Genomic DNA, 19,552 nt, shown 5'->3' on the forward strand with positions numbered 1-19,552 from the left:
CAGAAATCTTTCGAAAGAGCGAACAATGAAAAAACAGAAAGAACTAAGTTGATAAACTATTGCCTGTATAAGCTATAGAGATTAAGTAAAAAAACAAGGAGGGATGATATGGCAAAGGCCAAGTTTGAAAGGACTAAACCGCACGTGAACATCGGGACGATTGGTCACGTGGACCATGGCAAGACAACGCTGACGGCAGCAATAACCAAGGTACTTGCAATCAAGGGCCAGGCCAAGTTTACGGCCTACGACCAGATAGACAACGCCCCGGAGGAAAAGGCCAGGGGTATCACAATAGCCACGGCACACGTGGAGTACGAAACAGGCAAACGACACTATGCACACGTTGACTGCCCCGGACATGCCGATTATGTCAAGAACATGATAACCGGAGCGGCTCAGATGGATGGTGCCATCCTTGTGGTGAGTGCAGCCGATGGTCCGATGCCTCAGACGAGGGAACACATCCTGTTGGCCAGACAGGTGGGCGTACCCTACATCGTGGTGTTTATGAACAAGGTCGATATGGTGGACGACCCCGAACTCTTAGACCTGGTCGAGCTTGAGGTCAGAGAGTTGCTCAGCAAGTATCAGTTCCCCGGCGACGATATCCCCATAGTCAAGGGCAGCGGCCTCAAGGCGCTTGAGAGCACCAGCACCGATAACGCCGCAGCCGAGTACAAGTGCATCCACGACCTGATGGACGCAGTGGACGCCTACATACCCGAACCACAGAGGGCACTGGATAAGCCGTTTCTGATGCCCATCGAAGACGTGTTCTCCATCAGTGGACGTGGCACGGTCGTCACGGGCAGGGTTGAGCGTGGCATAGTCAAGGTCGGCGAAGAAATAGAAATAGTTGGCATAAGCGCAACCAGAAAGTCGGTCGTCACCGGAGTGGAGATGTTCAGAAAGCTCCTCGATGAGGGACGAGCCGGTGATAACATAGGAACGCTGTTGCGCGGTGTTGGCAAGGACGAGGTCGAAAGGGGCCAGGTGTTGGCCAAACCAGGCAGCATAACGCCTCACACGAAGTTCAGGGCAGAGGCCTACGTGCTGACAAAGGAAGAGGGCGGACGGCATACCCCGTTCTTTAAGGGGTACAGGCCGCAGTTCTACTTCAGGACAACGGACGTCACCGGGGTCGTGGAGCTGCCCGAGGGCGTTGAGATGATCATGCCTGGTGATAATATCAATGTGGCGGTAGAGTTGATATCTCCAATAGCGATGGAGAATGGACTGCGGTTTGCCATAAGAGAGGGCGGCAGGACCGTAGGGGCCGGAGTCGTTACGGAAATATTGGAGTAGTGTTTTGAACGAAAAAATACGCATAAAGCTAAAGGCCTACGACCACAGGCTCCTTGACCAGTCTGTGAGAGAGATAGTGGACACGGTTCACCGAACCGGCGCCAGAATAGCAGGACCGGTGCCGTTGCCCACACACATACAGAAGTTCACCGTACTGAGGTCTCCGCACGTTGACAAGAAATCAAGGGAGCAGTTTGAGATCAGAACTCATAAGCGATTGATAGACATACATGACCCAACCCAGCAGACGGTTGATGCGCTGATGCAGTTGGAGTTGGCCGCCGGCGTTGACGTTGAAATTAAGCTGTAGGGATTTGGAGATAGTGTTATAATGAATCGTAATCAAGATGAGCATGGGAGTTGGTCATGACAGGAATTATAGGTAAAAAGCTAGGGATGACACAGGTGTTTGCCGAAAACGGCAATATGGTCACTGTCACGTTGATAGAGGCCGGCCCCTGCAGCGTCATCCAGGTAAAGACGATAGAACGGGACGGCTACGCAGCCGTAAAGATGGGCTTCATAGAAGAGCGCAAGGTCAGCAAGGTCAATAAACCCATGAAGGGCGTCTTTGACAAGGCCAACCAAAAGCCATACAAGATACTCAAAGAGTTTAAGATGACTGGCCTTAAGGTCGGCGATGTGGTGACGGTGGATAAATTCGCCCCCGGAGAAAAGGTAAAGGTCTCAGGCATATCAAAAGGTAAGGGTTTTCAGGGGGTAATGAAACGACACAACTACGCCGGAGGTCCGGCCACTCACGGGTCGATGTTCAACAGAGCACCCGGTTCTATCGGAGCAAGCTCGTTTCCCTCAAGGGTATGGAAAAATAAGGGGATGCCCGGTCATATGGGCTGTGAAAGAGTGTCGGTGAAAAACGTAACGATCTTTGACGTTAAACCCGACCAAAACCTCCTTATAGTCAAGGGGATGGTGCCTGGAGCAACAGGCAATATTATAGAGATCACAAGGCAAAATTAGGCATTTAATTTTATGATAGGTAAGGGTTATGATAGAGGCTGAGATCAGAGACGTTGACAACAATATTGTAGATAGGGTACAACTGCCACAAGAGATATTCGGTCTGGAAGTACGACAGGATATACTTCAAAGCGCCGTTGTAAACTACCTTGCAAACCAGAGGCAGGGCACACATGCAACCAAGACCAGAGGGCTGGTCAGGGGCGGTGGGCGCAAGCCATGGAAACAAAAACATACAGGCAGGGCAAGGCATGGCAGTAACAGGTCTCCCCTGTGGAAGGGCGGAGGAACCATATTTGGACCACAGCCGCGCGATTACTCGTTCAAGCTCAATAAGCAATTCAAGAGGCTGGCGCTAAATACGGCTCTTTCGGCAAAACTCTCCGAAGGCAAACTCCTGGTCATCAACGCACTCCAGGTAGAAAAAGTCAGCACAAAGGGCATCGTGGGCATACTGGGAAAGTTGGGTATCGACCAGCAACGGGTATTGATAGTCCTGCCGCCAGTGAAGCAACCAGGTGCGGGCGCCGCAGCCGTAGACGGCTCGGTGTTGGATAATAACAGACGCGTGGTGTTGTCGGCCAGAAATATTGACGGCGTAAGGGTTATAAATGTCACCGACATTAACACGTATGGGATATTGGCCCACGACTATGTCCTGATGACGAAGGACTCGTTGTCACTTTTTAGTGCAACCAAGGGGGGAACCAACTGATGAATAACCTGCACGCAGTGATCAAGCGACCGCTCTTTACAGAGAAAGGCACGTTTCTAAAAGATAGCGAAAATAAGCTCTATGTGGAAGTTGACCTCAAGACAAACAAGATAGAGATCAAAAAGGCCTTCGAGGAAAAGTTCAAGGTGAAGGTGGAGAAGGTGGCAATAACAATGAGACCTTCCAAGTGGAAGAGGTTTGGCAAGTCAATCGGTAAGACAAGAAAGCTGAAAAAGGCAATAATCACCCTCAAAGAGGGCGAAAAACTAGACTTTATTGAAGGTGTATAAATGGGAATAAGACGCTATAGGCCAACGTCGGCAGGCAGACGGTTTCAAACCGTGTCGGATTTCGCCAACATCACGGCAGAACAACCACATAAACCCCTGGTGGTGGGGATGCGCAAAAGCGGCGGCAGAAATAACCAGGGCAGAGTGACCTCATGGCAACGAGGTGGAGGAGTCAGACGACTCTACCGAATTATCGACTTTAAAAGAGACAAGCTGGGGGTGCAGGCCAAGGTTGAAACCATAGAGTATGACCCAAACAGGTCATCCCGCATAGCGCTCTTAAAATACATAGACGGACACAGAAGCTATATAATTGCCCCGGAAGGACTCAAGGTCAACGACTCCGTGACCTCCGGCCCCGGCTCCGATATAAAGGTCGGTAACGCACTGCCGCTGAAAGAGATACCCCTGGGTAGCATCATCCATAACGTGGAACTGAAACCCGGGCAGGGAGGCAAACTGGTGCGCGGCGCCGGTACCCAGGCCCAACTCATAGCCAAGGACCCCAAGTATGCCCAGGTAAAACTGTCATCGGGTGTTGTGCGCCTGATCCCGATCACGTGCATGGCCACCATAGGACAGGTCAGTAACGCCGAACACGAAAATATATCAATCGGCAAGGCAGGCAGAAATCGCTGGAAAGGCAAAAAGCCTCACGTCAGAGGCGTCGTGATGAATCCCATCGACCACCCGCTAGGCGGAGGCGAGGGCAGGAGTTCTGGTGGCAGACCGCCGTGTTCACCGTGGGGTAAACCCGAGGGCGTCAAGACCAGAAAGAACAAACGAACAGAGAAGTATATTGTAAAGAAAAGAAAATAAGGGAGTAAAATATGCCTAGATCGATAAAGAAAGGTCCGTTTGTTGACGAGAAACTAAAAAAGAAGGTGGACAGACTGGTGGCCGCAGGAGAAAAGAAGATAATCAAGACGTGGTCAAGGAGATCAACGGTAGTGCCCGACTTCATAGGCTATACGTTTGCCGTCCACAACGGGCATAAGTTCATTCCTGTGTACGTGACAGAAAATATGATAGGACACAAGCTGGGTGAATTTTCGCCAACGCGCACCTTCAGAGGACACGCGGGCAGCGACAAAGGCTCCGGTAAGGGAAAATAGACACACAGGCCAAGACAGCACTGAAATAGGGAGAGCTTAAATGAATGCAAAGGCGATATTAAAGTACGCCCGGATTACACCGCGTAAGGCGAGACGGGTTACGGACCTGATAAAAGGTAAAAAGGCAAAGGAAGCAGCGGTTCTGCTGAGTTTTATGCCCTACCGCGGTGCGGCAATGGTGGCCAAGCTACTGAAGTCCGCAATGGCCAATGCGGGGCAGAAAAATGTCGCAGACCCCGACGAACTCAACGTATCCCTGGCATACGTAGATCAAGGACCAACCATGAAACGTATAATGCCACGGGCTATGGGCAGAGCAAACGTAATCAAGAAACGAACAAGCCATATCACAGTGGTCTTGTCAGACTAACGGAGGTGATTTTTGGGTCAAAAGACACATCCAACGGGTAACAGACTTGGTATAAACAAGACGTGGGACTCCCGTTGGTACCTGAAGGTAGGTTATGCCAAACAGTTACACGAAGACCTTTATTTAAAGAAATATATCAAGGAAAAGCTGTACCACTCAGGGATCAGCAGGGTCGAGATCGAACGGGCCGGACAAAAACTAAAGATTATAATCTATACGGCCAGACCGGGTATCATAATAGGCAAGAAAGGCGCAGAGGTAGAAAATCTCAAGAAATCAATAGAACTTGTGATCGGTAAACAGGTCAGCATAGATATCAAGGAAATTAGAAAACCTGAACTGGATGCACAGCTTGTGGCCGAAAACATAGCGATGCAGATAGAAAAACGCGTGGCCTACAGACGGGCAATGAAAAAATCCGTGCTGTCATCGCTGAGATTCGGCGCCCAGGGTGTCAAAATAGCGTGTTCCGGGCGACTGTCCGGCGCCGAAATAGCCAGGGCAGAGTGGTATAAAGAAGGACGTGTCCCGCTGCATACCTTCCGCGCAGATATAGACTACGGATTCGCCGAGTCAAAAACGACCTATGGAATAATCGGCGTCAAGGTCTGGATATACAAGGGCGACGTACTGCCCGAGTCCAAAGGACCTGCGTAGAGAGCCACACACAGGATCGTATAACTAGCATAAGGTGAGAAGAAGGTGAGCATAAGGAGTAAAAAGCTATGTTGATGCCCAAGAAGATAAAGTTCAGAAAGGCAATGAAGGGAAACATGAATTGCAAGGCCGCCAGAGGCGTCGAGATATCCTTTGGTGACTACGGCCTCCGCGCACTGGAGCCAGGATGGATATCAAGCAGACAGATAGAGTCTGCCAGGGTGGCCATCACCAGATACGCCAAAAGAGGCTGTAAACTGTGGATACGCATATTCCCCGATAAGCCTATAACCAAAAAACCCGCTGAAACAAGAATGGGTAAAGGTAAGGGTAACCCCGAATACTGGGTGGCCGTGGTCAGACCCGGTAAGGTCATGTACGAACTGTCAGGAGTCACCGAAGAAGTGGCCAAAGAAGCCCTGCGACTGGCGTCGTATAAACTGCCCATTGCTACAAAGTTCGTTAAAAGAGAGGAGGCTGTCATTTGAAACCGGCAAAACTCAGAGAACTAACCACGCAAGAGTTGAGGCAAAAAGAAGACGACCTCAGAAGAGAGCTGTTTAACCTTCGCTTTCAGGCCGCCAAGGGCGATATCCAAAACCCCAAACGGATTAAAACGATAAAGAAAGACATCGCCAGGGTGCTGACAATCATAACGCAACAGGCTATGACACCAAAAGCCCCAAGCGGGCAGGCCGCAACAGCACAAAAGCTGAAAAGCCAATGAGGAAATACTAAGTGAGGAAGGACGATGCCTAAAAAGGTTTACACAGGAGAGGTTATTAGTGACGCCATGGACAAGACTGTGACGGTGGCCGTCTCACGGCTGTATCAGCACCCGCTGTACAAAAAAACCGTGAAAAAAACCATGAAACTAAAAGTCCACGACGAAAATAACCAGAGCAAGGTCGGCGATACGGTGCAGATCAGAGAATCAAGACCACTGAGCAAGACAAAGCGATGGGTGTTAATAAACCCCGCAAGGAAGGAGCACGAGGGTGATACAGGTTGAAAGCATACTCGATGTGGCAGATAACTCCGGAGCGAAAAAAGTTATGTGCATAAAGGTGCTGGGCGGCTATAAGAAACGCTACGCACGACTTGGCGATATTATAGTGGTCAGTGTCAAGGAGGCCCTGCCCGAAGGTGCAGTGAAAAAAGGCTCCAAGGCAAAAGCCGTCGTCGTCAGGACCGTCAAGGAAACCAGACGGGATGACGGTACATATATACGATTCCAGCAAAACGCCGTGGTCCTCATAAACGCCCAGGGCGAACCGGTGGGTACAAGAATCTTTGGCCCAGTGGCCAGGGAACTGAGATGGAAGGAATTTACCAAGATTATATCGCTCGCACCCGAGGTGCTGTGACCACAAGTGATGTTTCATTTAGGAGAGGCTAAGAGATGGGATTAAGCATTAAGAAAGAAGATACAGTGGTTGTCCTCACGGGCAGCGAAGCCGGTAAAAAAGGCAGGGTCATACGCGTGATCCCCAAAAAGGCAAGCGCTATCGTGGAAAACACCAACATGATAAAGAAACACATGAAGCCCAATAAACAATACACACAGGGCGGCATAATCGAAAAGGAAGCCCCTATAGACCTGTCCAAGCTGATGCTGATCTGCCCCCGTTGCAGCAAGCCAACACGCATAGGGAACCAAATCCTTGACAGCGGAAAGAAAATCCGCCTGTGCAAGAAGTGTAAGGAGGTAATTGACTAGAAGCTATGGCAGCCCGACTCAAAGAAAAGTATAAAACGGAGATTATCCCGGCACTCAAAAAAGGCTTCTCCTATAAAAACGTGATGCAGGTGCCAAAGCTCCAGAAGGTAGTCCTAAACGTAGGCCTCGGTGAGGCCGTGCAGGATATAAAACTCCTCGACGCAGCACAAAAAGAATTGGAGATGATCTCAGGGCAGAAGTCAATTGTCACCAAGGCCAAGAAATCCATAGCCGGTTTTAAGCTGCGCAAGGGTATGCCAATAGGATGCTGCGTGACCCTCAGAGGCGAAAAAATGTACGAATTCCTCGACAGATTCATAAGCGTGTCCCTGCCAAGAATCCGCGACTTCAAGGGCATCAGCGGAAAGTCCTTCGACGGCAGAGGCAACTACTCAGTAGGCATCAGAGAACAGTACATATTCCCGGAAATAGACTACGATAAGGTCACCATGGTCCACGGCCTCAACGTGGTCATCTGCACAACCGCAAACACGGACAAGGAAGGTAAGGCACTCCTGAAAGAATTGGGCATGCCCTTCAGGGAGGCATAATTAAAATGATAGAAACACTGATATTGAGGTGATATGGCAAAAACGTGCATGATAGAGAAGGCCAAGAGGCCTCCAAAGTTCAAGGTAAGGACATACAACAGGTGCCACCTGTGTGGAAGGCCCAGGGGGTTTTTACGTAAGTTTGACCTCTGTAGAATATGTTTCAGAAAACTGTCGTTGCAGGGTAACATCCCTGGCGTAACGAAGTCAAGCTGGTAGAGGTGAATTTATGATGACCGATCCAATTGCTGATATGCTGACCAGAATGAGAAACGCAATCTTGATAAAGGCAGAAAAAGTCGATATCCCAGCATCAAGAATCAAACTGGAGATTGCAAAACTCCTCAAGGAAGAAGGCTTTATCAGGGCGTACAAGATATTGAAAGACAAGAAACAGGGCGTCTTAAGGGTATCTCTTAAGTACATAGACAATAAGAGCATCATAACGGGCCTCAAACGTGTCAGTAAGCCCGGCAGACGGTTATATACCGGCTACAAGGAAGTTCCAAACGTCATGGGAGGAGTTGGCATAGTGGTGCTGACCACGCCCAAGGGTGTGATAACCGACAGCATGTGCAGGAGAGACAAGGTTGGCGGCGAGGTGTTGGCTTACGTCTGGTAAGATTATTGATATGTGTCCGGGTGGTCGGTGGTCGGGTAGTGCAGGCTGGTGGTCAGCGGTGGTGCAGGCTGGTGGCCGGGTGACATGTGCAACGTCGCTGGTGTCAGCGGTGGCAGGTTGGTGGTCAGCGGTGAGCGGCCAGTGCATGGGCGCCAACGTGAGGTTGGTGCCAGGGCTTGCATAGGACACTTGCAATTATGCCGGAGGATTGCACACAATAAAGTTACATGATAATAAGATTGTGCCAAAAATTATTAAGACAATTAAGAGGTGAGGCTGACGATGTCGAGAATTGGTAAAAAGCCGATAGAACTCCCTAAGGGTGTGACGGTGACTGTGACAGACTCCGAGGTGCGAGTCAAAGGTGGTAAGGGCGAGTTGAACTGGCGTGCCCCGGATGTGTTGAAAATAGAGGTGGAGGCATCTCAACTTAAAGTGCAACGACAGGGAGAATCCGCCTCAGAACGTGCCCTGCACGGACTGACAAGAACCCTGATATACAATATGTGCGTGGGTGTGTCGGAGGGCTTTAAACGGGATATGGAACTGACAGGCGTTGGCTACAGGGCCTTCGTCAACGGAGATAAACTGGAATTTGCCGTAGGATACTCACACCCGGTGGTCTATCCACTGCCGGCAGGTATCACAGCCGAGGTCGATAAGAAACAAACCAAACTGACCCTCTTCGGTATAGATAAGCAACTCCTGGGCCAGGTGGCCGCCAATATACGCGCCATCAGACCACCGGATGCCTATAAAGGAAAAGGAATCAGATATGCAAATGAAAAGATCAAACTAAAACCAGGCAAGACTGGTTCAAAGTAGTGTGCGACCTGAAATGAAGTATAGATTAGTGAAGTATAGAGTTAGTGAAGTATAGATTAATGAAGCATAGATTAATGAGGCCTGGATTAATGAAGCCCAAATCAAAGTGAGGATGTACGACAGTGAAAAACGAAAAGCTATACCTGCGGCAGAAACGACATGACAGAGTCCGCAAAAAGGTTGAAGGTACCCCGCAAAGACCACGACTGTCGGTCTACAAGAGCCTCAACCACATGTATGCCCAGTTGATAAACGACACCGAAGGCGTGACCCTCGTCTGCGCCTCCACGCTCGAAAAGCCCCTGCGAACCGAAACGGGCCATAAGGGCAACGTGGTCGCAGCCAAAAAGGTCGGAACATTGCTTGCACAAAAAGCAAAGGAAAAAGGTATAACCAAGGTCGTCTTCGACAAAGGCGGCTTCAAGTACCACGGTAGGGTTAAGGCGCTGGCCGACGCAGCCAGAGAATCAGGACTAGAGTTTTAGCAGATACTGGATTAATCAGAGATATAAGGAGGTAAGTTGGGACGGATCGATTATGCTGAGTTAACCCTTCAGGAGAAAGTGGTTTTCATAAATCGTGTGGCAAAGGTAGTCAAAGGTGGACGGAGATTTTCCTTCAGTGCGCTGGTGGTGGTTGGCAACGGCGAGGGTATTGTTGGCATCGGCAAAGGCAAGGCCAATGAAGTGCCCGAGGCAATCAAAAAGGCAATAGAAAAAGCAAAGAAATCGCTCTTCCAGTTTCCCCTCAAGGACGGAACTATCCCACACCGGATAACGGGACACTACGGCTCCGGCGTGGTGGTGCTAAACCCCGGCAGAGAGGGAACCGGCCTGATAGCCGGAGGCCCCGTGCGTGCAGTGCTCGAAGTATCGGGCGTCCACAATATTGTGGCCAAATCAATCGGAAGCACAAACGCATTCAACGCCGTACGGGCAACCCTCAACGGCCTGACGCTGCTTAAAAACCCCGAACTGGTCATGAAGCAAAGAGGCAAAACAGACGATAACAAGGAGTCCGGTAAATGAAGATAAAAGTAACATTGATACGCAGCTATGCCGGTAAGACCGAAAAAATGAGAAAGGTCCTCCAGGCCCTCGGATTGCGCAAGATCGGTATGACCGTGCTGCATGGCAAAAACCCCGCAATAAGCGGAATGCTTCACAAGGTCTCCCACCTCGTCCGCGTAGAGGAAGCGGTTGAAACAACACTATAACACACTCTCTCAACGCATACGACCGCAGGGGCATGAGGCAGACGGGAAGCGCGCGCGGCCAACGCAATATACGGGCCACGTACACACCGTAACGGTGAAGTGTACAACGACGCATGCCCCAATGATAAAGAATAAAGCAAAGATAGGAGGTCTATAGCAATGAAACTAAATGAACTCAAGCCTGCCGATGGTAGCACCAAAAAGGTCAAAAGGGTCGGGCGAGGCTGTGGCTCCGGACACGGAAAGACGTCATGCAAGGGGCACAAGGGCCAGAAGGCACGCGCCGGAAGCGGTAAAGGCCCCGGCTTTGAAGGCGGCCAGATGCCTCTGCAACGTCGCCTGCCCAAACGGGGATTCAAGAACTATCCATTCAGTGTGCAATACGCCATCGTCAACCTCGACGATATAGACGCAATTGAGGGTGAAACTGAAATAACCCCGGAGTTGTTGGTTAAAAAGGGCATTGTTAAGAAATTGCTCTGCGGTATCAAGGTGCTGGGCAATGGTCAACTGCAAAAACCTCTGACGGTGAAGGCAAACAAATTCAGTAAGACTGCCCTGGATAAGATAACCACCTCGGGGGGTAAAGCAGTGGTACTGGAATAGAGGTGTATGTTGGGATTCTTAGGTAGCTTTCAAAACATACTTAAAATAGAAGAACTAAAAAAACGACTGTTTTTTACATTCGCCCTGCTGACCGTCTACAGGATAGGCGCCCATATACCCACCCCCGGTATAAGCGGAGAACAGTTAAGTAAGTTCCTCACGACACACGGTGGCGCCCTGATGGGATTCTTCGATATGTTCTCAGGCGGTGCGCTGTCGCGTGTAACTATCTTTGCCCTGGGCATAATGCCCTACATCAGCGCATCCATCATCCTGCAACTGTTGACCGTCGTGGTACCAGCCATCGGTAAACTGGCAAAAGAGGGCGAAGAAGGACGCAAAAAAATAACTCAGTACACCAGATACGGTACCATATTGATAAGCGCCATACAGGGCTTCGGTATCGCCGCAGGGCTCGAAACCATGGCGGAAGGACAGTTCATACTCAACCCCGGTTGGGGTTTCAGATTCACTACCATGATTACCCTCACGGCAGGCACTGCCTTTATCATGTGGCTGGGCGAACAGATAACCGAACGTGGCATCGGTAACGGTATATCGTTGATCATATTCGCAGGTATAGTGGCACGACTGCCAAACGCTGTCATCGATACAATCAGACTCCTCAGAGCAGGCGAATTGCCCATAATCGTCTTGCTCATCATCATAGTCATGATGGTGGGCGTTGTGGCCGGGATAATCTACATGGAACGAGGACAACGAAAGGTCCCCGTGCAGTACGCCAAACGAGTCGTCGGTAAACGCATGTATGGCGGACAAAGCTCACACCTGCCGTTAAAAATCAATACCGCCGGCGTTATCCCACCAATATTTGCGTCGTCCATTATAATGTTTCCGGCAACAATCGCCGGATTCATAGCGGTACCGTGGGTGCAGGCATTTGCAAAACAACTCACCCCGGGGTCGCTTGTGCATGACGTGATCTATGTGATAATGATAATCTTCTTCTGCTACTTCTATACGGCTATCGTGTTTAATCCCGTTGACATAGCAGATAATATCAAAAAACAGGGAGGCTATATCCCCGGTGTCCGACCAGGAAAGAATACCTCCGACTACATATTCAGGGTGTTGTCACGGCTGACCTTTGTAGGGGCCATCTACCTCTCCGTGGTGTGCGTACTGCCCAGTATACTGATAAGTAAGTTCAACGTGCCGTTCTATTTCGGAGGTACCTCCCTGTTGATCGTCGTAGGAGTGGCGCTGGATACCGTCTCCCAAATAGAATCACATCTGTTGACGAGGTCGTATGACGGCCTGCTGAAAAAAGGCCGAATCAAAGGCAGGAGATGACAGGACAACAGAGTTGCGAAAACCGGGATTTGAGAGACCAGGGCTGAGGAAATCAAGCCAAAAGACTTCTGTGATAATACTAAAGTCCGATGACGAAATAAAGAAAATCGCCCTGGCATCAAAAATAGTAGCCGAAGTATTGAGACTGCTTGAAACTATGATAAAACCGGGCGTGACAACAAAGGAAGTTGAACAGTACGTGGAAAAGATCATAAAGGAAAGAAACGGCGTGCCTGCCTTTAAAGGCTACAAGGGGTATCCCTCAAGCCTGTGCACGTCGATAAACCACGAGGTAGTCCACGGGATACCATCGAAGAAAAGGGTGCTCAAAGACGGCGATATCATCAGCATAGATGTGGGCGTCGTCTACAGAGGCTTCATCGGAGATGCCGCCAGAACCTATCCGGTTGGCAACGTCAGCGAAGAAACAAAGAGACTGCTCAGGGTCGCAGAGGACTCCCTGTATAAGGGAATAGAAAAGGCCTGGCCAAGTAACAGAGTCTCCGATATCTCCTACGCAATCCAAAACTACGTGGAGAAAAACGGCTACTCCGTGGTGCGCAACTTCGTCGGACATGGCGTGGGTAAATCCCTGCATGAAGAACCGCAGATACCAAACTATGGACAACCAAACAAAGGCCCTCTACTGAGAAAAGGCATGGTGCTCGCAATAGAACCTATGGTCAACGCCGGCACAAGCGATGTTGTCATAATGAACGACGGCTGGACCGCTGTGACCTCCGATGGCATGCCCTCGGCTCACTTCGAACACACCGTGGTCGTTACCGATGATAAACCACAGATATTGACCAGACTATAAACTTATATACAAGAGACTGGATTAACGATGGTAAAAGAAGAAAACATAGAAGTCCAGGGCACCATACTGGAGGCCCTGCCCAATGCAATGTTCAAAGTGGAGCTGGATAACAAACAGGTGATAACCGCCTATGTCTCCGGTAAAATGAGGATACACTATATAAAAATCCTCCCCGGCGATAAGGTCCTGGTTGAACTGTCCCCCTACGACTTGACAAAGGGACGAATCACATACAGATACAAGTAAACCGTGTATGCAACTATCATCCGGGATGTTAAAGAATGTTAAAATATATGGAGGAGTACTATGAAGGTACGTGCATCAATAAAACCAATTTGCTCAAAGTGCAAGATGATAAAACGCAAGGGTGTGCTGAGGGTAATATGCGATAACCCCAAACACAAACAGAGGCAGGGCTAAGAAGGAGAACTATGGCAAGAATAGCAGGTGTAGATTTACCTAAGAAAGAGCGAGTGGAGATCGGACTGACCCGCATCTTTGGAATCGGCCGATCAACCTCTAAAAAAATACTGACGGAGGCCTCCGTCAACCCCAATATCCGCGTCAATGACCTCAGCAATGAGGACATCGCAAAGATAAGAGGTATCATAGACCGAGACATCAAGGTCGAAGGAGACCTCCGCAAAGAGGTCACCACGAGCATTAAAAGATTAACCGATATAGGGTGCTACAGAGGTGTCAGACATAAGACAGGACTACCCGTCCGCGGCCAAAGAACCAAGACAAATGCACGCACCAGAAGAGGACCATCCAAGGGTGTAGTCAAGAAAAAGGGAGGTAAATAATGCCGCCAAGGAAACGTAAGGGGCCAAAAAAAGAAAAACGCAGAATAGCAAGCGGTGTTGCACACGTACAAACAACTTTCAACAACACCCTGGTGACCATTAGCGACCAGACAGGTAACGTGCTTGCGTGGTCAAGCGCCGGAAGCCTCGGCTTTAAAGGCTCACGTAAGGGTACCCCCTATGCAGCCCAAATGGCGGCAGAGGCTACCGCTAAAAAGGCAATAGATATGGGTATGAAACAAATAGACGTCTACGTCAAAGGTCCCGGCGCCGGCAGAGAGTCCGCCATCCGGGCCATACAGGCAGCAGGCCTGGATATCAACATCATCAAGGACGTAACCCCCGTGCCGCACAACGGCTGTAAACCCCCAAAAAGGAGGCGCGTGTAGGATATGGCAAGATACAGAGAATCGTTGTGCAGATTATGCCGCAGAGATGGCGAAAAACTCTTCCTCAAAGGACAACGCTGCCTAACCGATAAGTGCTCCATCGAAAGAAGAAAGTACGGCCCCGGACAACACGGACAGAGACGCGCAAAACTCTCCGACTTCGCTATCCAACTCAAGGAAAAACAAAAGGTCAGAAGAATCTACGGCGTCATGGAAGGACAGTTCAGAAAATATTTTGCCCAGGCAGACAGAAAAAAAGGTGTAACCGGAGAGATGCTCCTGCAGTTTCTCGAACTCAGACTCGATAACATCGTCCATAGAATGGGCTTTGCCGCCAACAGAAACCAGGCCAGACAACTAGTAGGACATGGCCACTTCCGCGTCAATGGCGTAAAGGTAAACATCCCCTCCTACCGCCTCAAGGCCGGTGACAAGGTGGGGGTTGTGGAGGCCAGTAAGGCCATTGCCTCCATCCAGGAAAGCGTATCGCGTGTCACACACGCCGGCGTCCCACGATGGCTTGAGATCGATGCCAACGCTATGGAGGGTAAGGTGCTGCACGTACCCTCAAGAGATGATATCCCTATTGAAGTGAAGGAGCAGTTAATAGTTGAGTTTTATTCCAGATAATCTAACGGAGGCTTTTTTATGTTGCCTGATATAAGTAGCTTTCAGTTGCCGGAAAACGTTTGTGTCGAAGAGGAAACGTTTTCAAGCACATATTGTAAGCTCATCGCCGAACCACTAGAACGGGGCTATGGCGTGACCCTGGGCAATGCACTGCGAAGGGTCCTGCTGTCTTCCATTGAGGGAGCGGCTATAACCTCGATAAAAATAGATGGCGTCTTCCACGAATTCTCCACCATAAAGGGTGTAAAAGAGGATGTCGTTGAGGTTATCCTCAACCTCAAAAAAATCAGACTCTCCATCCCCGACAACGATATGCTTACCGCCTTTATAGACGTCAGAGACAAAGACGTTGTAACGGCCTCCGATATCGTCGGACAGGGCGCCGTGATCGGTATACTGAACCCTGATGCACACATAGCAACCCTTGACACAGGGGCCGATTTAAAGGCCGAACTGACCATCCGAAAAGGAAGAGGTTATGTCCCCGCCGAAGAACTCAAAAGCGCCAGCATGCCCATTGGCACTATCGCAATAGATGCCATCTATACCCCCGTCAAAAAAGTCGTCTTCAACGTCGAAAAAACAAGAGTCGGAAAATCCACCGACTACGACAGACTTATCCTCGAAGTCTGGACAGATGGCAGCATAAACCCTAAAGAAGCAATCGAAAGAGCCACTGAAATGTTGATAAAACACCTCAAATTCTTCATGCTTGTTACCCCGGAAGAGGAATTTGAAGAAAAGGAAATCAGCAGAGAAACCCCGGCTCCTGCGGTAGTTATGGAACCTGAACCGGTATACGAAGAACCCGTAACCGTCACGGAAGAGGACGGCAGAGAGTTCAATAAAAACCTGATAAAGGCCGTAGATGAACTCGAATTCTCTGTAAGGTCCCAAAATTGCCTCAAAAGCGCAGATATTAAATATATCTACGAACTCGTCCAAAAAACTGAAGACGACATGCTTAAGATGAAAAACTTCGGCAGAAAATCCCTCGATGAAATACGCGAAGTCCTGCTGACTATGGGACTGGACTTCGGCGCCAAAATAGACATTGAAGCCGTAAAAAGAGAACTCGCTGAAAGAAACGGAGGATGACCCATGCACCACAGAATCGCTACAAGAAAGTTTAACAGAACGGCAAACCAGAGAAAGGCCCTGTTTAGAAGCCTGATCTCTGCCCTCATTATATACGAACGTATTGAAACCACGCTGGTGAAGGCCAAAACCATCAGGGGTATGGCCGAAAAAATGGTCACCCTCGGAAAACGCGGAGACCTGCACTCTAAGCGCCTGGCAATGGCAGACCTGCCAAACCGAAAGGCCGTAGCAAAATTGTTTGCCACCATCGCTCCAAGGTTCGCCGATAGAAACGGTGGATACCTCAGAATAGTCAAAACACGAAGACGACTAAAAGACCAGGCAGAACTGGCCGTTATCGAGTTCGTTGATTACGTCAGGCCACCTAAGGAAGAACAGGAAAAGACAAAATAACCCAAAGGAGTTATGTCAAAACCTATGCTTGAGATTTTGTCCGGTATACTGATTTTTGTCATCTGGATACTGTTGCAGCTCTTTGTGTTGCCGCGCTTTGGCATAAGAACCTGAGCAACCAATGTCAAGGAAGCGTGCACTTCCGATGTAAAAAATCACAAAGAAACCATTAAGGGTGACCTGAAAACACCAAAGTAGTGTCTCCCCGTATCCTCTGTATATTTCATGCTAGCAAAAGAAAGAAGGGGGCGGTTCAGCCCCCCTCAGTCCCCCTTCTTTTTCGCTCCAGGTCGCACTTGGTTCCTGCTAAACCTTTTATTCAGGCTGCCAGTTGTTGGGGATTCCCTTTGCCGGATAGCCTCCACCGGATATATTAACACCGTTCATGAGCCACATGTAGACGTCTCCGGTGGTGGAGTCTTGCCAGAAGATGTCGCCCTTGCCATCGCCGTTATAATCTCCGGTTGCCTTGATCTGCCAGTTAGATGGAACCCCGGCTGCCGCATAACCGCCACTGGCTATATCCAGACCACTCATAAGCCAGATAAAGACATCGCCTGATGACGGGTCTTGCCATATGACATCCGCTTTGCCATCTGCATTGAGGTCCCGGACCGCTTTAATCTGCCAGTTGCCCGGAACTCCCCTGGAAACATAGTTTCCGGATGATATGCTTGCAGCGTTCATTAACCATCCGGCTACGTCACCTGTTGAGGTGTTCTGCCACAGGACATCAGCCATGCCATCGCCGTTAAGATCACCGACGGCCTTGATATCCCACTGCGGCGGGATCGTCTTTGCCGCAAAACCTCCGCCTTTTATCGCTGCTCCATCCATTAACCATATGTAGGTGTCACCCGTTGAGGTATTTTGCCAGAGGATGTCGCTCTTGCCATCGCCATTGAAGTCACCTGTTGCCTTGATTTGCCACTCCTTTGGTATTGCACGTGCGGCAAAATCACCACCCGTTATCGTGGCGCCATCCATCAGCCAGATGTAGACATCCCCATTATTGGTGCTTTGCCAGAGAACGTCACTCCTGTCGTCGCCATTGAAGTCACCCGTACCCTTGATCCCCCATTCTGTAGGCACACCCTTGGCGACATAGCTGCCATTGCCTATTGTTGCCCCACTCATGAACCACATGGCTATATCACCCGTTGCAGCATCACGCCACAGGACGTCTCCACTGCCATCCCCGTTGAAGTCCGGCGTATTCTTGTACACCCAACCACCACGCACCGGCCACACACGATAACCTGAATACTTAGAAGTGCCCGCAACACTGCCATTGCTGATGTTGACAAGCCATGCAAGGTATGAACTGTTAGCACTGCTGGTGGATGACCAATAAGAGTTGGTTGCCTTGACGTTTGTAAAAGGATTGCCAGATGCAAGTGCCGGATTGAGCCTTCCACGGTCAACCAGGCTCATAAGCTCCTTTTTGTTTGGTAGTCGCCAGTCGTTGTAGCCAAGGTAGTTGGCGCCGTTTAAGCAGGCCACGTAATCAATGGCCGCCTGCCAGCTCCTGTCGCTGCCCGTGCATGTACCTGTTGCCGGTGTATTGGCGTCTTTAGACCACAATAGTCCCGTGAGATTGTCCATAACGGTACCGTCATTGACATCCGTAAAGCGAGGGTTCGGCCATGCCGCACCAGCCTTTAATGCGCCATCATCTCCCGTACCGTAGCTGGTGGTCTGTCCGGTAGACCAGACAAAGGCATCATCAAATGCACCACTCTGTCCCGCACGTACCGGCCACATACACAGCCTGGAACTCTTGGCTCCGGTGTGGATGACGCCATCAACCGTGCTGACAAGCCACGCATGTGATGTATTGCTGGCGCTGGTGGTAGAAGACCAGTAGCTGTCAGACCTTACGTGCGTAAACCCCTGCGAAGTCAGCCATGTAGATTGCACGGCCTCCTGTGCGTTGGTGAGGCTCTCCAGCTCGTTGACGTTTGCCAGGCGCCAGTCGTTATAACCGAGATATTTTGCCCCGTTTAAGCAACCTATGTACTCAATGGCTGTTTGCCAGTTCCTGTCGCTGCCCGTACACGTATTCGTTGTTGGTGTGCAGGCGTCCTGAGACCACACCAATCCCGTCAGAGTATCTGTTACCGTACCGTTGGTGTTGATATTAAATCGCGGTTCCGGCCAGATCACGCCGGCCTTTAGTGCTCCGTCATCACGCCCGGTGTAGACCTTTGTCTGACCCGTACGCGACAGATTAACGGTGACCGCATATGCCGTCCCTCCAAGACCCGGAAAGACCAACCATGCAATCGCAAACATCACCAGGACAATAAACACCCTCACTTCCAGCAATAGAAGAAACATCGTCGCTACCTCCTTGATAATCTTAAATATGTGATTATTAAGGATAACATAGTCAATATACTGAAATGACACATTTTTTTCAGGCATGATAATTGAGTGTGAAATAATAGGGTCAAGCAATTTTGATACCCGAAAAAACTCGAATCCGATCAGTATACTCACTCACTTTACGAAAGAGCCTTTAACGACATAGCATTTATGCTGTTTGCAGAAACACTTATCCCTGGGAAACGAAGCATTATGGGGCATGTTGCCCTGATAGCCCTTGAACGTGCAGGGAAGGTCTTAGCTAAAGAGGTTGCGATATGCAGTTAGGCTTGTTTGCTGATCGGAGGAACTGACTTGAGCGGGGGAGGGGTTAGTCCCTCTCTCTACCGCATAATGCCTAAGAACTTATACAGCAAATCAAGCGCCTTGGAGTTGGTTAAGATAATGACAAATATGAGGATAAGAAAGTATAACCGCATCTTGGATTCCAGTTTTAACTCAAGCAAAGCCAAGTCTGCTTTTGTGGCAAATCTCTTTTCCATTTCTGTCAAAAGCTCGTCCTTACTGGTTTTCCACTTGTACTCGGTAACATCCGATATTGTCGTCTCAAACGCCTTGACTACACGTTTGGCATCGTCAGACCCCATACTCTTTTCAAGGGCTTCGTATACTTCCAATGGTAACGTTACTGCCATATCCTTATGATATCACACCCCCAAGCCAAAGTCAACCGCCATTAGCCTTCTACTCTTGCGTAAGCCTGATGACCTCATTGAACCGCTTTGCCATCATGTC

34 protein-coding genes are annotated in these 19,552 nt (G+C 49.7%); 32 read left to right on the top strand and 2 right to left on the bottom strand.

Annotated elements, in window-relative coordinates; all coding sequences use genetic code 11:
- The first annotated feature begins 108 nt into the window (after positions 1-108).
- The 32 genes from tuf to rplQ all read left to right on the top strand — a co-directional run bounded on the left by tuf (position 109) and on the right by rplQ (position 16,429).
- Positions 109-1,308, top strand: a complete 1,200-nt coding sequence (tuf, locus tag Mcas_RS04490) for an elongation factor Tu (protein WP_040334302.1) — start codon at positions 109-111, stop codon at positions 1,306-1,308.
- A gap of 4 nt (positions 1,309-1,312) precedes the next feature.
- Complete coding sequence (rpsJ, locus tag Mcas_RS04495; RefSeq protein WP_040334303.1) at positions 1,313-1,618, top strand: 30S ribosomal protein S10; 306 nt, start codon at positions 1,313-1,315, stop codon at positions 1,616-1,618.
- 56 nt (positions 1,619-1,674) lie between these two features.
- Entirely contained in the window at positions 1,675-2,289 is a 615-nt protein-coding gene (gene rplC, locus Mcas_RS04500; RefSeq protein ID WP_040334304.1) for a 50S ribosomal protein L3, read from the top strand.
- Positions 2,290-2,317: 28 nt separating this feature from the next.
- Positions 2,318-3,004, top strand: a complete 687-nt coding sequence (gene rplD, locus Mcas_RS04505; RefSeq protein WP_040334305.1) for a 50S ribosomal protein L4 — start codon at positions 2,318-2,320, stop codon at positions 3,002-3,004.
- A complete protein-coding gene (gene rplW, locus Mcas_RS04510) occupies positions 3,004-3,294 on the top strand; it encodes a 50S ribosomal protein L23 (protein WP_040334306.1) in 291 nt (96 codons plus the stop codon). The genes rplD and rplW overlap by 1 nt, the downstream gene beginning before the upstream one ends.
- Positions 3,295-4,113, top strand: coding sequence for a 50S ribosomal protein L2 (gene rplB / locus Mcas_RS04515; protein ID WP_040334307.1), 819 nt, complete (start codon positions 3,295-3,297; stop codon positions 4,111-4,113).
- Positions 4,114-4,124: 11 nt separating this feature from the next.
- Positions 4,125-4,409, top strand: coding sequence for a 30S ribosomal protein S19 (gene rpsS, locus Mcas_RS04520; protein WP_040334308.1), 285 nt, complete (start codon positions 4,125-4,127; stop codon positions 4,407-4,409).
- A 40-nt stretch (positions 4,410-4,449) separates the two neighbouring features.
- A complete protein-coding gene (gene rplV / locus Mcas_RS04525; RefSeq protein ID WP_040334309.1) occupies positions 4,450-4,779 on the top strand; it encodes a 50S ribosomal protein L22 in 330 nt (109 codons plus the stop codon).
- 12 nt (positions 4,780-4,791) lie between these two features.
- Entirely contained in the window at positions 4,792-5,436 is a 645-nt protein-coding gene (gene rpsC / locus Mcas_RS04530; protein ID WP_040334310.1) for a 30S ribosomal protein S3, read from the top strand.
- A gap of 68 nt (positions 5,437-5,504) precedes the next feature.
- Positions 5,505-5,924 carry a 50S ribosomal protein L16 gene (gene rplP, locus Mcas_RS04535; RefSeq protein WP_040334311.1) on the top strand — a complete coding sequence of 140 codons (420 nt, stop codon included), beginning with the start codon at positions 5,505-5,507 and terminating at the stop codon, positions 5,922-5,924.
- The gene (gene rpmC, locus Mcas_RS04540) at positions 5,921-6,163 is read left to right on the top strand and encodes a 50S ribosomal protein L29 (RefSeq protein WP_040334312.1); all 243 of its coding nucleotides are present in this window, start codon (positions 5,921-5,923) and stop codon (positions 6,161-6,163) included. Before rplP ends, rpmC begins: the two co-directional genes overlap by 4 nt.
- A gap of 24 nt (positions 6,164-6,187) precedes the next feature.
- The gene (rpsQ, locus tag Mcas_RS04545) at positions 6,188-6,448 is read left to right on the top strand and encodes a 30S ribosomal protein S17 (protein ID WP_040334313.1); all 261 of its coding nucleotides are present in this window, start codon (positions 6,188-6,190) and stop codon (positions 6,446-6,448) included.
- Entirely contained in the window at positions 6,435-6,803 is a 369-nt protein-coding gene (rplN, locus tag Mcas_RS04550; protein ID WP_040334314.1) for a 50S ribosomal protein L14, read from the top strand. The genes rpsQ and rplN overlap by 14 nt, the downstream gene beginning before the upstream one ends.
- Positions 6,804-6,838: 35 nt before the next feature.
- Positions 6,839-7,156, top strand: coding sequence for a 50S ribosomal protein L24 (gene rplX / locus Mcas_RS04555; RefSeq protein WP_040334315.1), 318 nt, complete (start codon positions 6,839-6,841; stop codon positions 7,154-7,156).
- 5 nt (positions 7,157-7,161) lie between these two features.
- Complete coding sequence (gene rplE / locus Mcas_RS04560) at positions 7,162-7,707, top strand: 50S ribosomal protein L5 (protein ID WP_040334316.1); 546 nt, start codon at positions 7,162-7,164, stop codon at positions 7,705-7,707.
- Between the two features lie 33 nt (positions 7,708-7,740).
- Entirely contained in the window at positions 7,741-7,926 is a 186-nt protein-coding gene (locus Mcas_RS04565) for a type Z 30S ribosomal protein S14 (RefSeq protein ID WP_040334317.1), read from the top strand.
- Positions 7,927-7,936: 10 nt separating this feature from the next.
- Positions 7,937-8,329, top strand: coding sequence for a 30S ribosomal protein S8 (rpsH, locus tag Mcas_RS04570; protein WP_040334318.1), 393 nt, complete (start codon positions 7,937-7,939; stop codon positions 8,327-8,329).
- Positions 8,330-8,339: 10 nt separating this feature from the next.
- A complete protein-coding gene (locus Mcas_RS18015) occupies positions 8,340-8,513 on the top strand; it encodes a hypothetical protein (protein WP_156033134.1) in 174 nt (57 codons plus the stop codon).
- A gap of 98 nt (positions 8,514-8,611) precedes the next feature.
- Positions 8,612-9,154: a 50S ribosomal protein L6 gene (gene rplF, locus Mcas_RS04575; RefSeq protein WP_040334319.1), complete on the top strand. Its 543-nt coding sequence runs from the start codon at positions 8,612-8,614 to the stop codon at positions 9,152-9,154.
- 122 nt (positions 9,155-9,276) lie between these two features.
- Entirely contained in the window at positions 9,277-9,639 is a 363-nt protein-coding gene (gene rplR / locus Mcas_RS04580; protein ID WP_040334320.1) for a 50S ribosomal protein L18, read from the top strand.
- Positions 9,640-9,675: 36 nt separating this feature from the next.
- A complete protein-coding gene (gene rpsE / locus Mcas_RS04585) occupies positions 9,676-10,182 on the top strand; it encodes a 30S ribosomal protein S5 (RefSeq protein ID WP_040334321.1) in 507 nt (168 codons plus the stop codon).
- Entirely contained in the window at positions 10,179-10,370 is a 192-nt protein-coding gene (rpmD, locus tag Mcas_RS04590; protein ID WP_040334322.1) for a 50S ribosomal protein L30, read from the top strand. The genes rpsE and rpmD overlap by 4 nt, the downstream gene beginning before the upstream one ends.
- Positions 10,371-10,529: 159 nt before the next feature.
- A complete protein-coding gene (gene rplO, locus Mcas_RS04595) occupies positions 10,530-10,976 on the top strand; it encodes a 50S ribosomal protein L15 (RefSeq protein ID WP_040334323.1) in 447 nt (148 codons plus the stop codon).
- A 6-nt stretch (positions 10,977-10,982) separates the two neighbouring features.
- The gene (gene secY, locus Mcas_RS04600) at positions 10,983-12,290 is read left to right on the top strand and encodes a preprotein translocase subunit SecY (protein ID WP_040334324.1); all 1,308 of its coding nucleotides are present in this window, start codon (positions 10,983-10,985) and stop codon (positions 12,288-12,290) included.
- A 70-nt stretch (positions 12,291-12,360) separates the two neighbouring features.
- Positions 12,361-13,110, top strand: coding sequence for a type I methionyl aminopeptidase (gene map / locus Mcas_RS04605; RefSeq protein WP_040334325.1), 750 nt, complete (start codon positions 12,361-12,363; stop codon positions 13,108-13,110).
- A gap of 27 nt (positions 13,111-13,137) precedes the next feature.
- Positions 13,138-13,356, top strand: coding sequence for a translation initiation factor IF-1 (infA, locus tag Mcas_RS04610; RefSeq protein ID WP_040334326.1), 219 nt, complete (start codon positions 13,138-13,140; stop codon positions 13,354-13,356).
- Between the two features lie 60 nt (positions 13,357-13,416).
- Positions 13,417-13,530, top strand: coding sequence for a 50S ribosomal protein L36 (rpmJ, locus tag Mcas_RS04615; RefSeq protein WP_040334327.1), 114 nt, complete (start codon positions 13,417-13,419; stop codon positions 13,528-13,530).
- Positions 13,531-13,541: 11 nt separating this feature from the next.
- The gene (rpsM, locus tag Mcas_RS04620) at positions 13,542-13,916 is read left to right on the top strand and encodes a 30S ribosomal protein S13 (protein WP_040334328.1); all 375 of its coding nucleotides are present in this window, start codon (positions 13,542-13,544) and stop codon (positions 13,914-13,916) included.
- Positions 13,916-14,305, top strand: a complete 390-nt coding sequence (gene rpsK / locus Mcas_RS04625; RefSeq protein ID WP_040334329.1) for a 30S ribosomal protein S11 — start codon at positions 13,916-13,918, stop codon at positions 14,303-14,305. The genes rpsM and rpsK overlap by 1 nt, the downstream gene beginning before the upstream one ends.
- 3 nt (positions 14,306-14,308) lie before the next feature.
- Positions 14,309-14,935 (top strand): 30S ribosomal protein S4, encoded by a 627-nt coding sequence (gene rpsD / locus Mcas_RS04630; RefSeq protein ID WP_040334330.1) that lies wholly within the window; start codon positions 14,309-14,311, stop codon positions 14,933-14,935.
- 18 nt (positions 14,936-14,953) lie between these two features.
- On the top strand, positions 14,954-16,033 hold the full coding sequence (locus tag Mcas_RS04635) for a DNA-directed RNA polymerase subunit alpha (RefSeq protein WP_052566856.1): 1,080 nt from the start codon (positions 14,954-14,956) through the stop codon (positions 16,031-16,033).
- Between the two features lie 3 nt (positions 16,034-16,036).
- Positions 16,037-16,429, top strand: a complete 393-nt coding sequence (rplQ, locus tag Mcas_RS04640; RefSeq protein ID WP_040334331.1) for a 50S ribosomal protein L17 — start codon at positions 16,037-16,039, stop codon at positions 16,427-16,429.
- A 315-nt stretch (positions 16,430-16,744) separates the two neighbouring features.
- Here the strand turns inward: rplQ and Mcas_RS16275 are convergent, their stop codons facing one another.
- Both Mcas_RS16275 and Mcas_RS04650 read right to left on the bottom strand, forming a co-directional pair.
- The gene (locus tag Mcas_RS16275) at positions 16,745-18,769 is read right to left on the bottom strand and encodes an Lcl domain-containing protein (protein WP_052566857.1); all 2,025 of its coding nucleotides are present in this window, start codon (positions 18,767-18,769) and stop codon (positions 16,745-16,747) included.
- Between the two features lie 371 nt (positions 18,770-19,140).
- Positions 19,141-19,452, bottom strand: coding sequence for a hypothetical protein (locus Mcas_RS04650; protein WP_040334332.1), 312 nt, complete (start codon positions 19,450-19,452; stop codon positions 19,141-19,143).
- Positions 19,453-19,552 lie beyond the last annotated feature (100 nt).

Source organism: Candidatus Magnetobacterium casense (assembly GCF_000714715.1).
Classification (GTDB): domain Bacteria; phylum Nitrospirota; class Thermodesulfovibrionia; order Thermodesulfovibrionales; family Magnetobacteriaceae; genus Magnetobacterium; species Magnetobacterium casense.

Coding starts and splice junctions, on each gene's coding strand:
- rpsH (WP_040334318.1), top strand. CDS start 7,937: ATGATGACCGATCCAATTGCTGATATGCTGACCAGAATGAGAAACGCA.
- rplD (WP_040334305.1), top strand. CDS start 2,318: ATGATAGAGGCTGAGATCAGAGACGTTGACAACAATATTGTAGATAGG.
- rpsD (WP_040334330.1), top strand. CDS start 14,309: ATGGCAAGATACAGAGAATCGTTGTGCAGATTATGCCGCAGAGATGGC.
- rplW (WP_040334306.1), top strand. CDS start 3,004: ATGAATAACCTGCACGCAGTGATCAAGCGACCGCTCTTTACAGAGAAA.
- rplF (WP_040334319.1), top strand. CDS start 8,612: ATGTCGAGAATTGGTAAAAAGCCGATAGAACTCCCTAAGGGTGTGACG.
- rplX (WP_040334315.1), top strand. CDS start 6,839: ATGGGATTAAGCATTAAGAAAGAAGATACAGTGGTTGTCCTCACGGGC.
- Mcas_RS18015 (WP_156033134.1), top strand. CDS start 8,340: ATGTGTCCGGGTGGTCGGTGGTCGGGTAGTGCAGGCTGGTGGTCAGCG.
- Mcas_RS04565 (WP_040334317.1), top strand. CDS start 7,741: ATGGCAAAAACGTGCATGATAGAGAAGGCCAAGAGGCCTCCAAAGTTC.
- Mcas_RS04650 (WP_040334332.1), bottom strand. CDS start 19,452: ATGGCAGTAACGTTACCATTGGAAGTATACGAAGCCCTTGAAAAGAGT.
- secY (WP_040334324.1), top strand. CDS start 10,983: ATGTTGGGATTCTTAGGTAGCTTTCAAAACATACTTAAAATAGAAGAA.
- rplE (WP_040334316.1), top strand. CDS start 7,162: ATGGCAGCCCGACTCAAAGAAAAGTATAAAACGGAGATTATCCCGGCA.
- infA (WP_040334326.1), top strand. CDS start 13,138: ATGGTAAAAGAAGAAAACATAGAAGTCCAGGGCACCATACTGGAGGCC.
- tuf (WP_040334302.1), top strand. CDS start 109: ATGGCAAAGGCCAAGTTTGAAAGGACTAAACCGCACGTGAACATCGGG.
- Mcas_RS16275 (WP_052566857.1), bottom strand. CDS start 18,769: ATGTTTCTTCTATTGCTGGAAGTGAGGGTGTTTATTGTCCTGGTGATG.
- rplQ (WP_040334331.1), top strand. CDS start 16,037: ATGCACCACAGAATCGCTACAAGAAAGTTTAACAGAACGGCAAACCAG.
- rpsM (WP_040334328.1), top strand. CDS start 13,542: ATGGCAAGAATAGCAGGTGTAGATTTACCTAAGAAAGAGCGAGTGGAG.
- rplC (WP_040334304.1), top strand. CDS start 1,675: ATGACAGGAATTATAGGTAAAAAGCTAGGGATGACACAGGTGTTTGCC.
- rplB (WP_040334307.1), top strand. CDS start 3,295: ATGGGAATAAGACGCTATAGGCCAACGTCGGCAGGCAGACGGTTTCAA.
- Mcas_RS04635 (WP_052566856.1), top strand. CDS start 14,954: ATGTTGCCTGATATAAGTAGCTTTCAGTTGCCGGAAAACGTTTGTGTC.
- rplV (WP_040334309.1), top strand. CDS start 4,450: ATGAATGCAAAGGCGATATTAAAGTACGCCCGGATTACACCGCGTAAG.
- rplO (WP_040334323.1), top strand. CDS start 10,530: ATGAAACTAAATGAACTCAAGCCTGCCGATGGTAGCACCAAAAAGGTC.
- rpsS (WP_040334308.1), top strand. CDS start 4,125: ATGCCTAGATCGATAAAGAAAGGTCCGTTTGTTGACGAGAAACTAAAA.
- rpsK (WP_040334329.1), top strand. CDS start 13,916: ATGCCGCCAAGGAAACGTAAGGGGCCAAAAAAAGAAAAACGCAGAATA.
- rpmD (WP_040334322.1), top strand. CDS start 10,179: ATGAAGATAAAAGTAACATTGATACGCAGCTATGCCGGTAAGACCGAA.
- rpmJ (WP_040334327.1), top strand. CDS start 13,417: ATGAAGGTACGTGCATCAATAAAACCAATTTGCTCAAAGTGCAAGATG.
- rpsQ (WP_040334313.1), top strand. CDS start 6,188: ATGCCTAAAAAGGTTTACACAGGAGAGGTTATTAGTGACGCCATGGAC.
- rplP (WP_040334311.1), top strand. CDS start 5,505: ATGTTGATGCCCAAGAAGATAAAGTTCAGAAAGGCAATGAAGGGAAAC.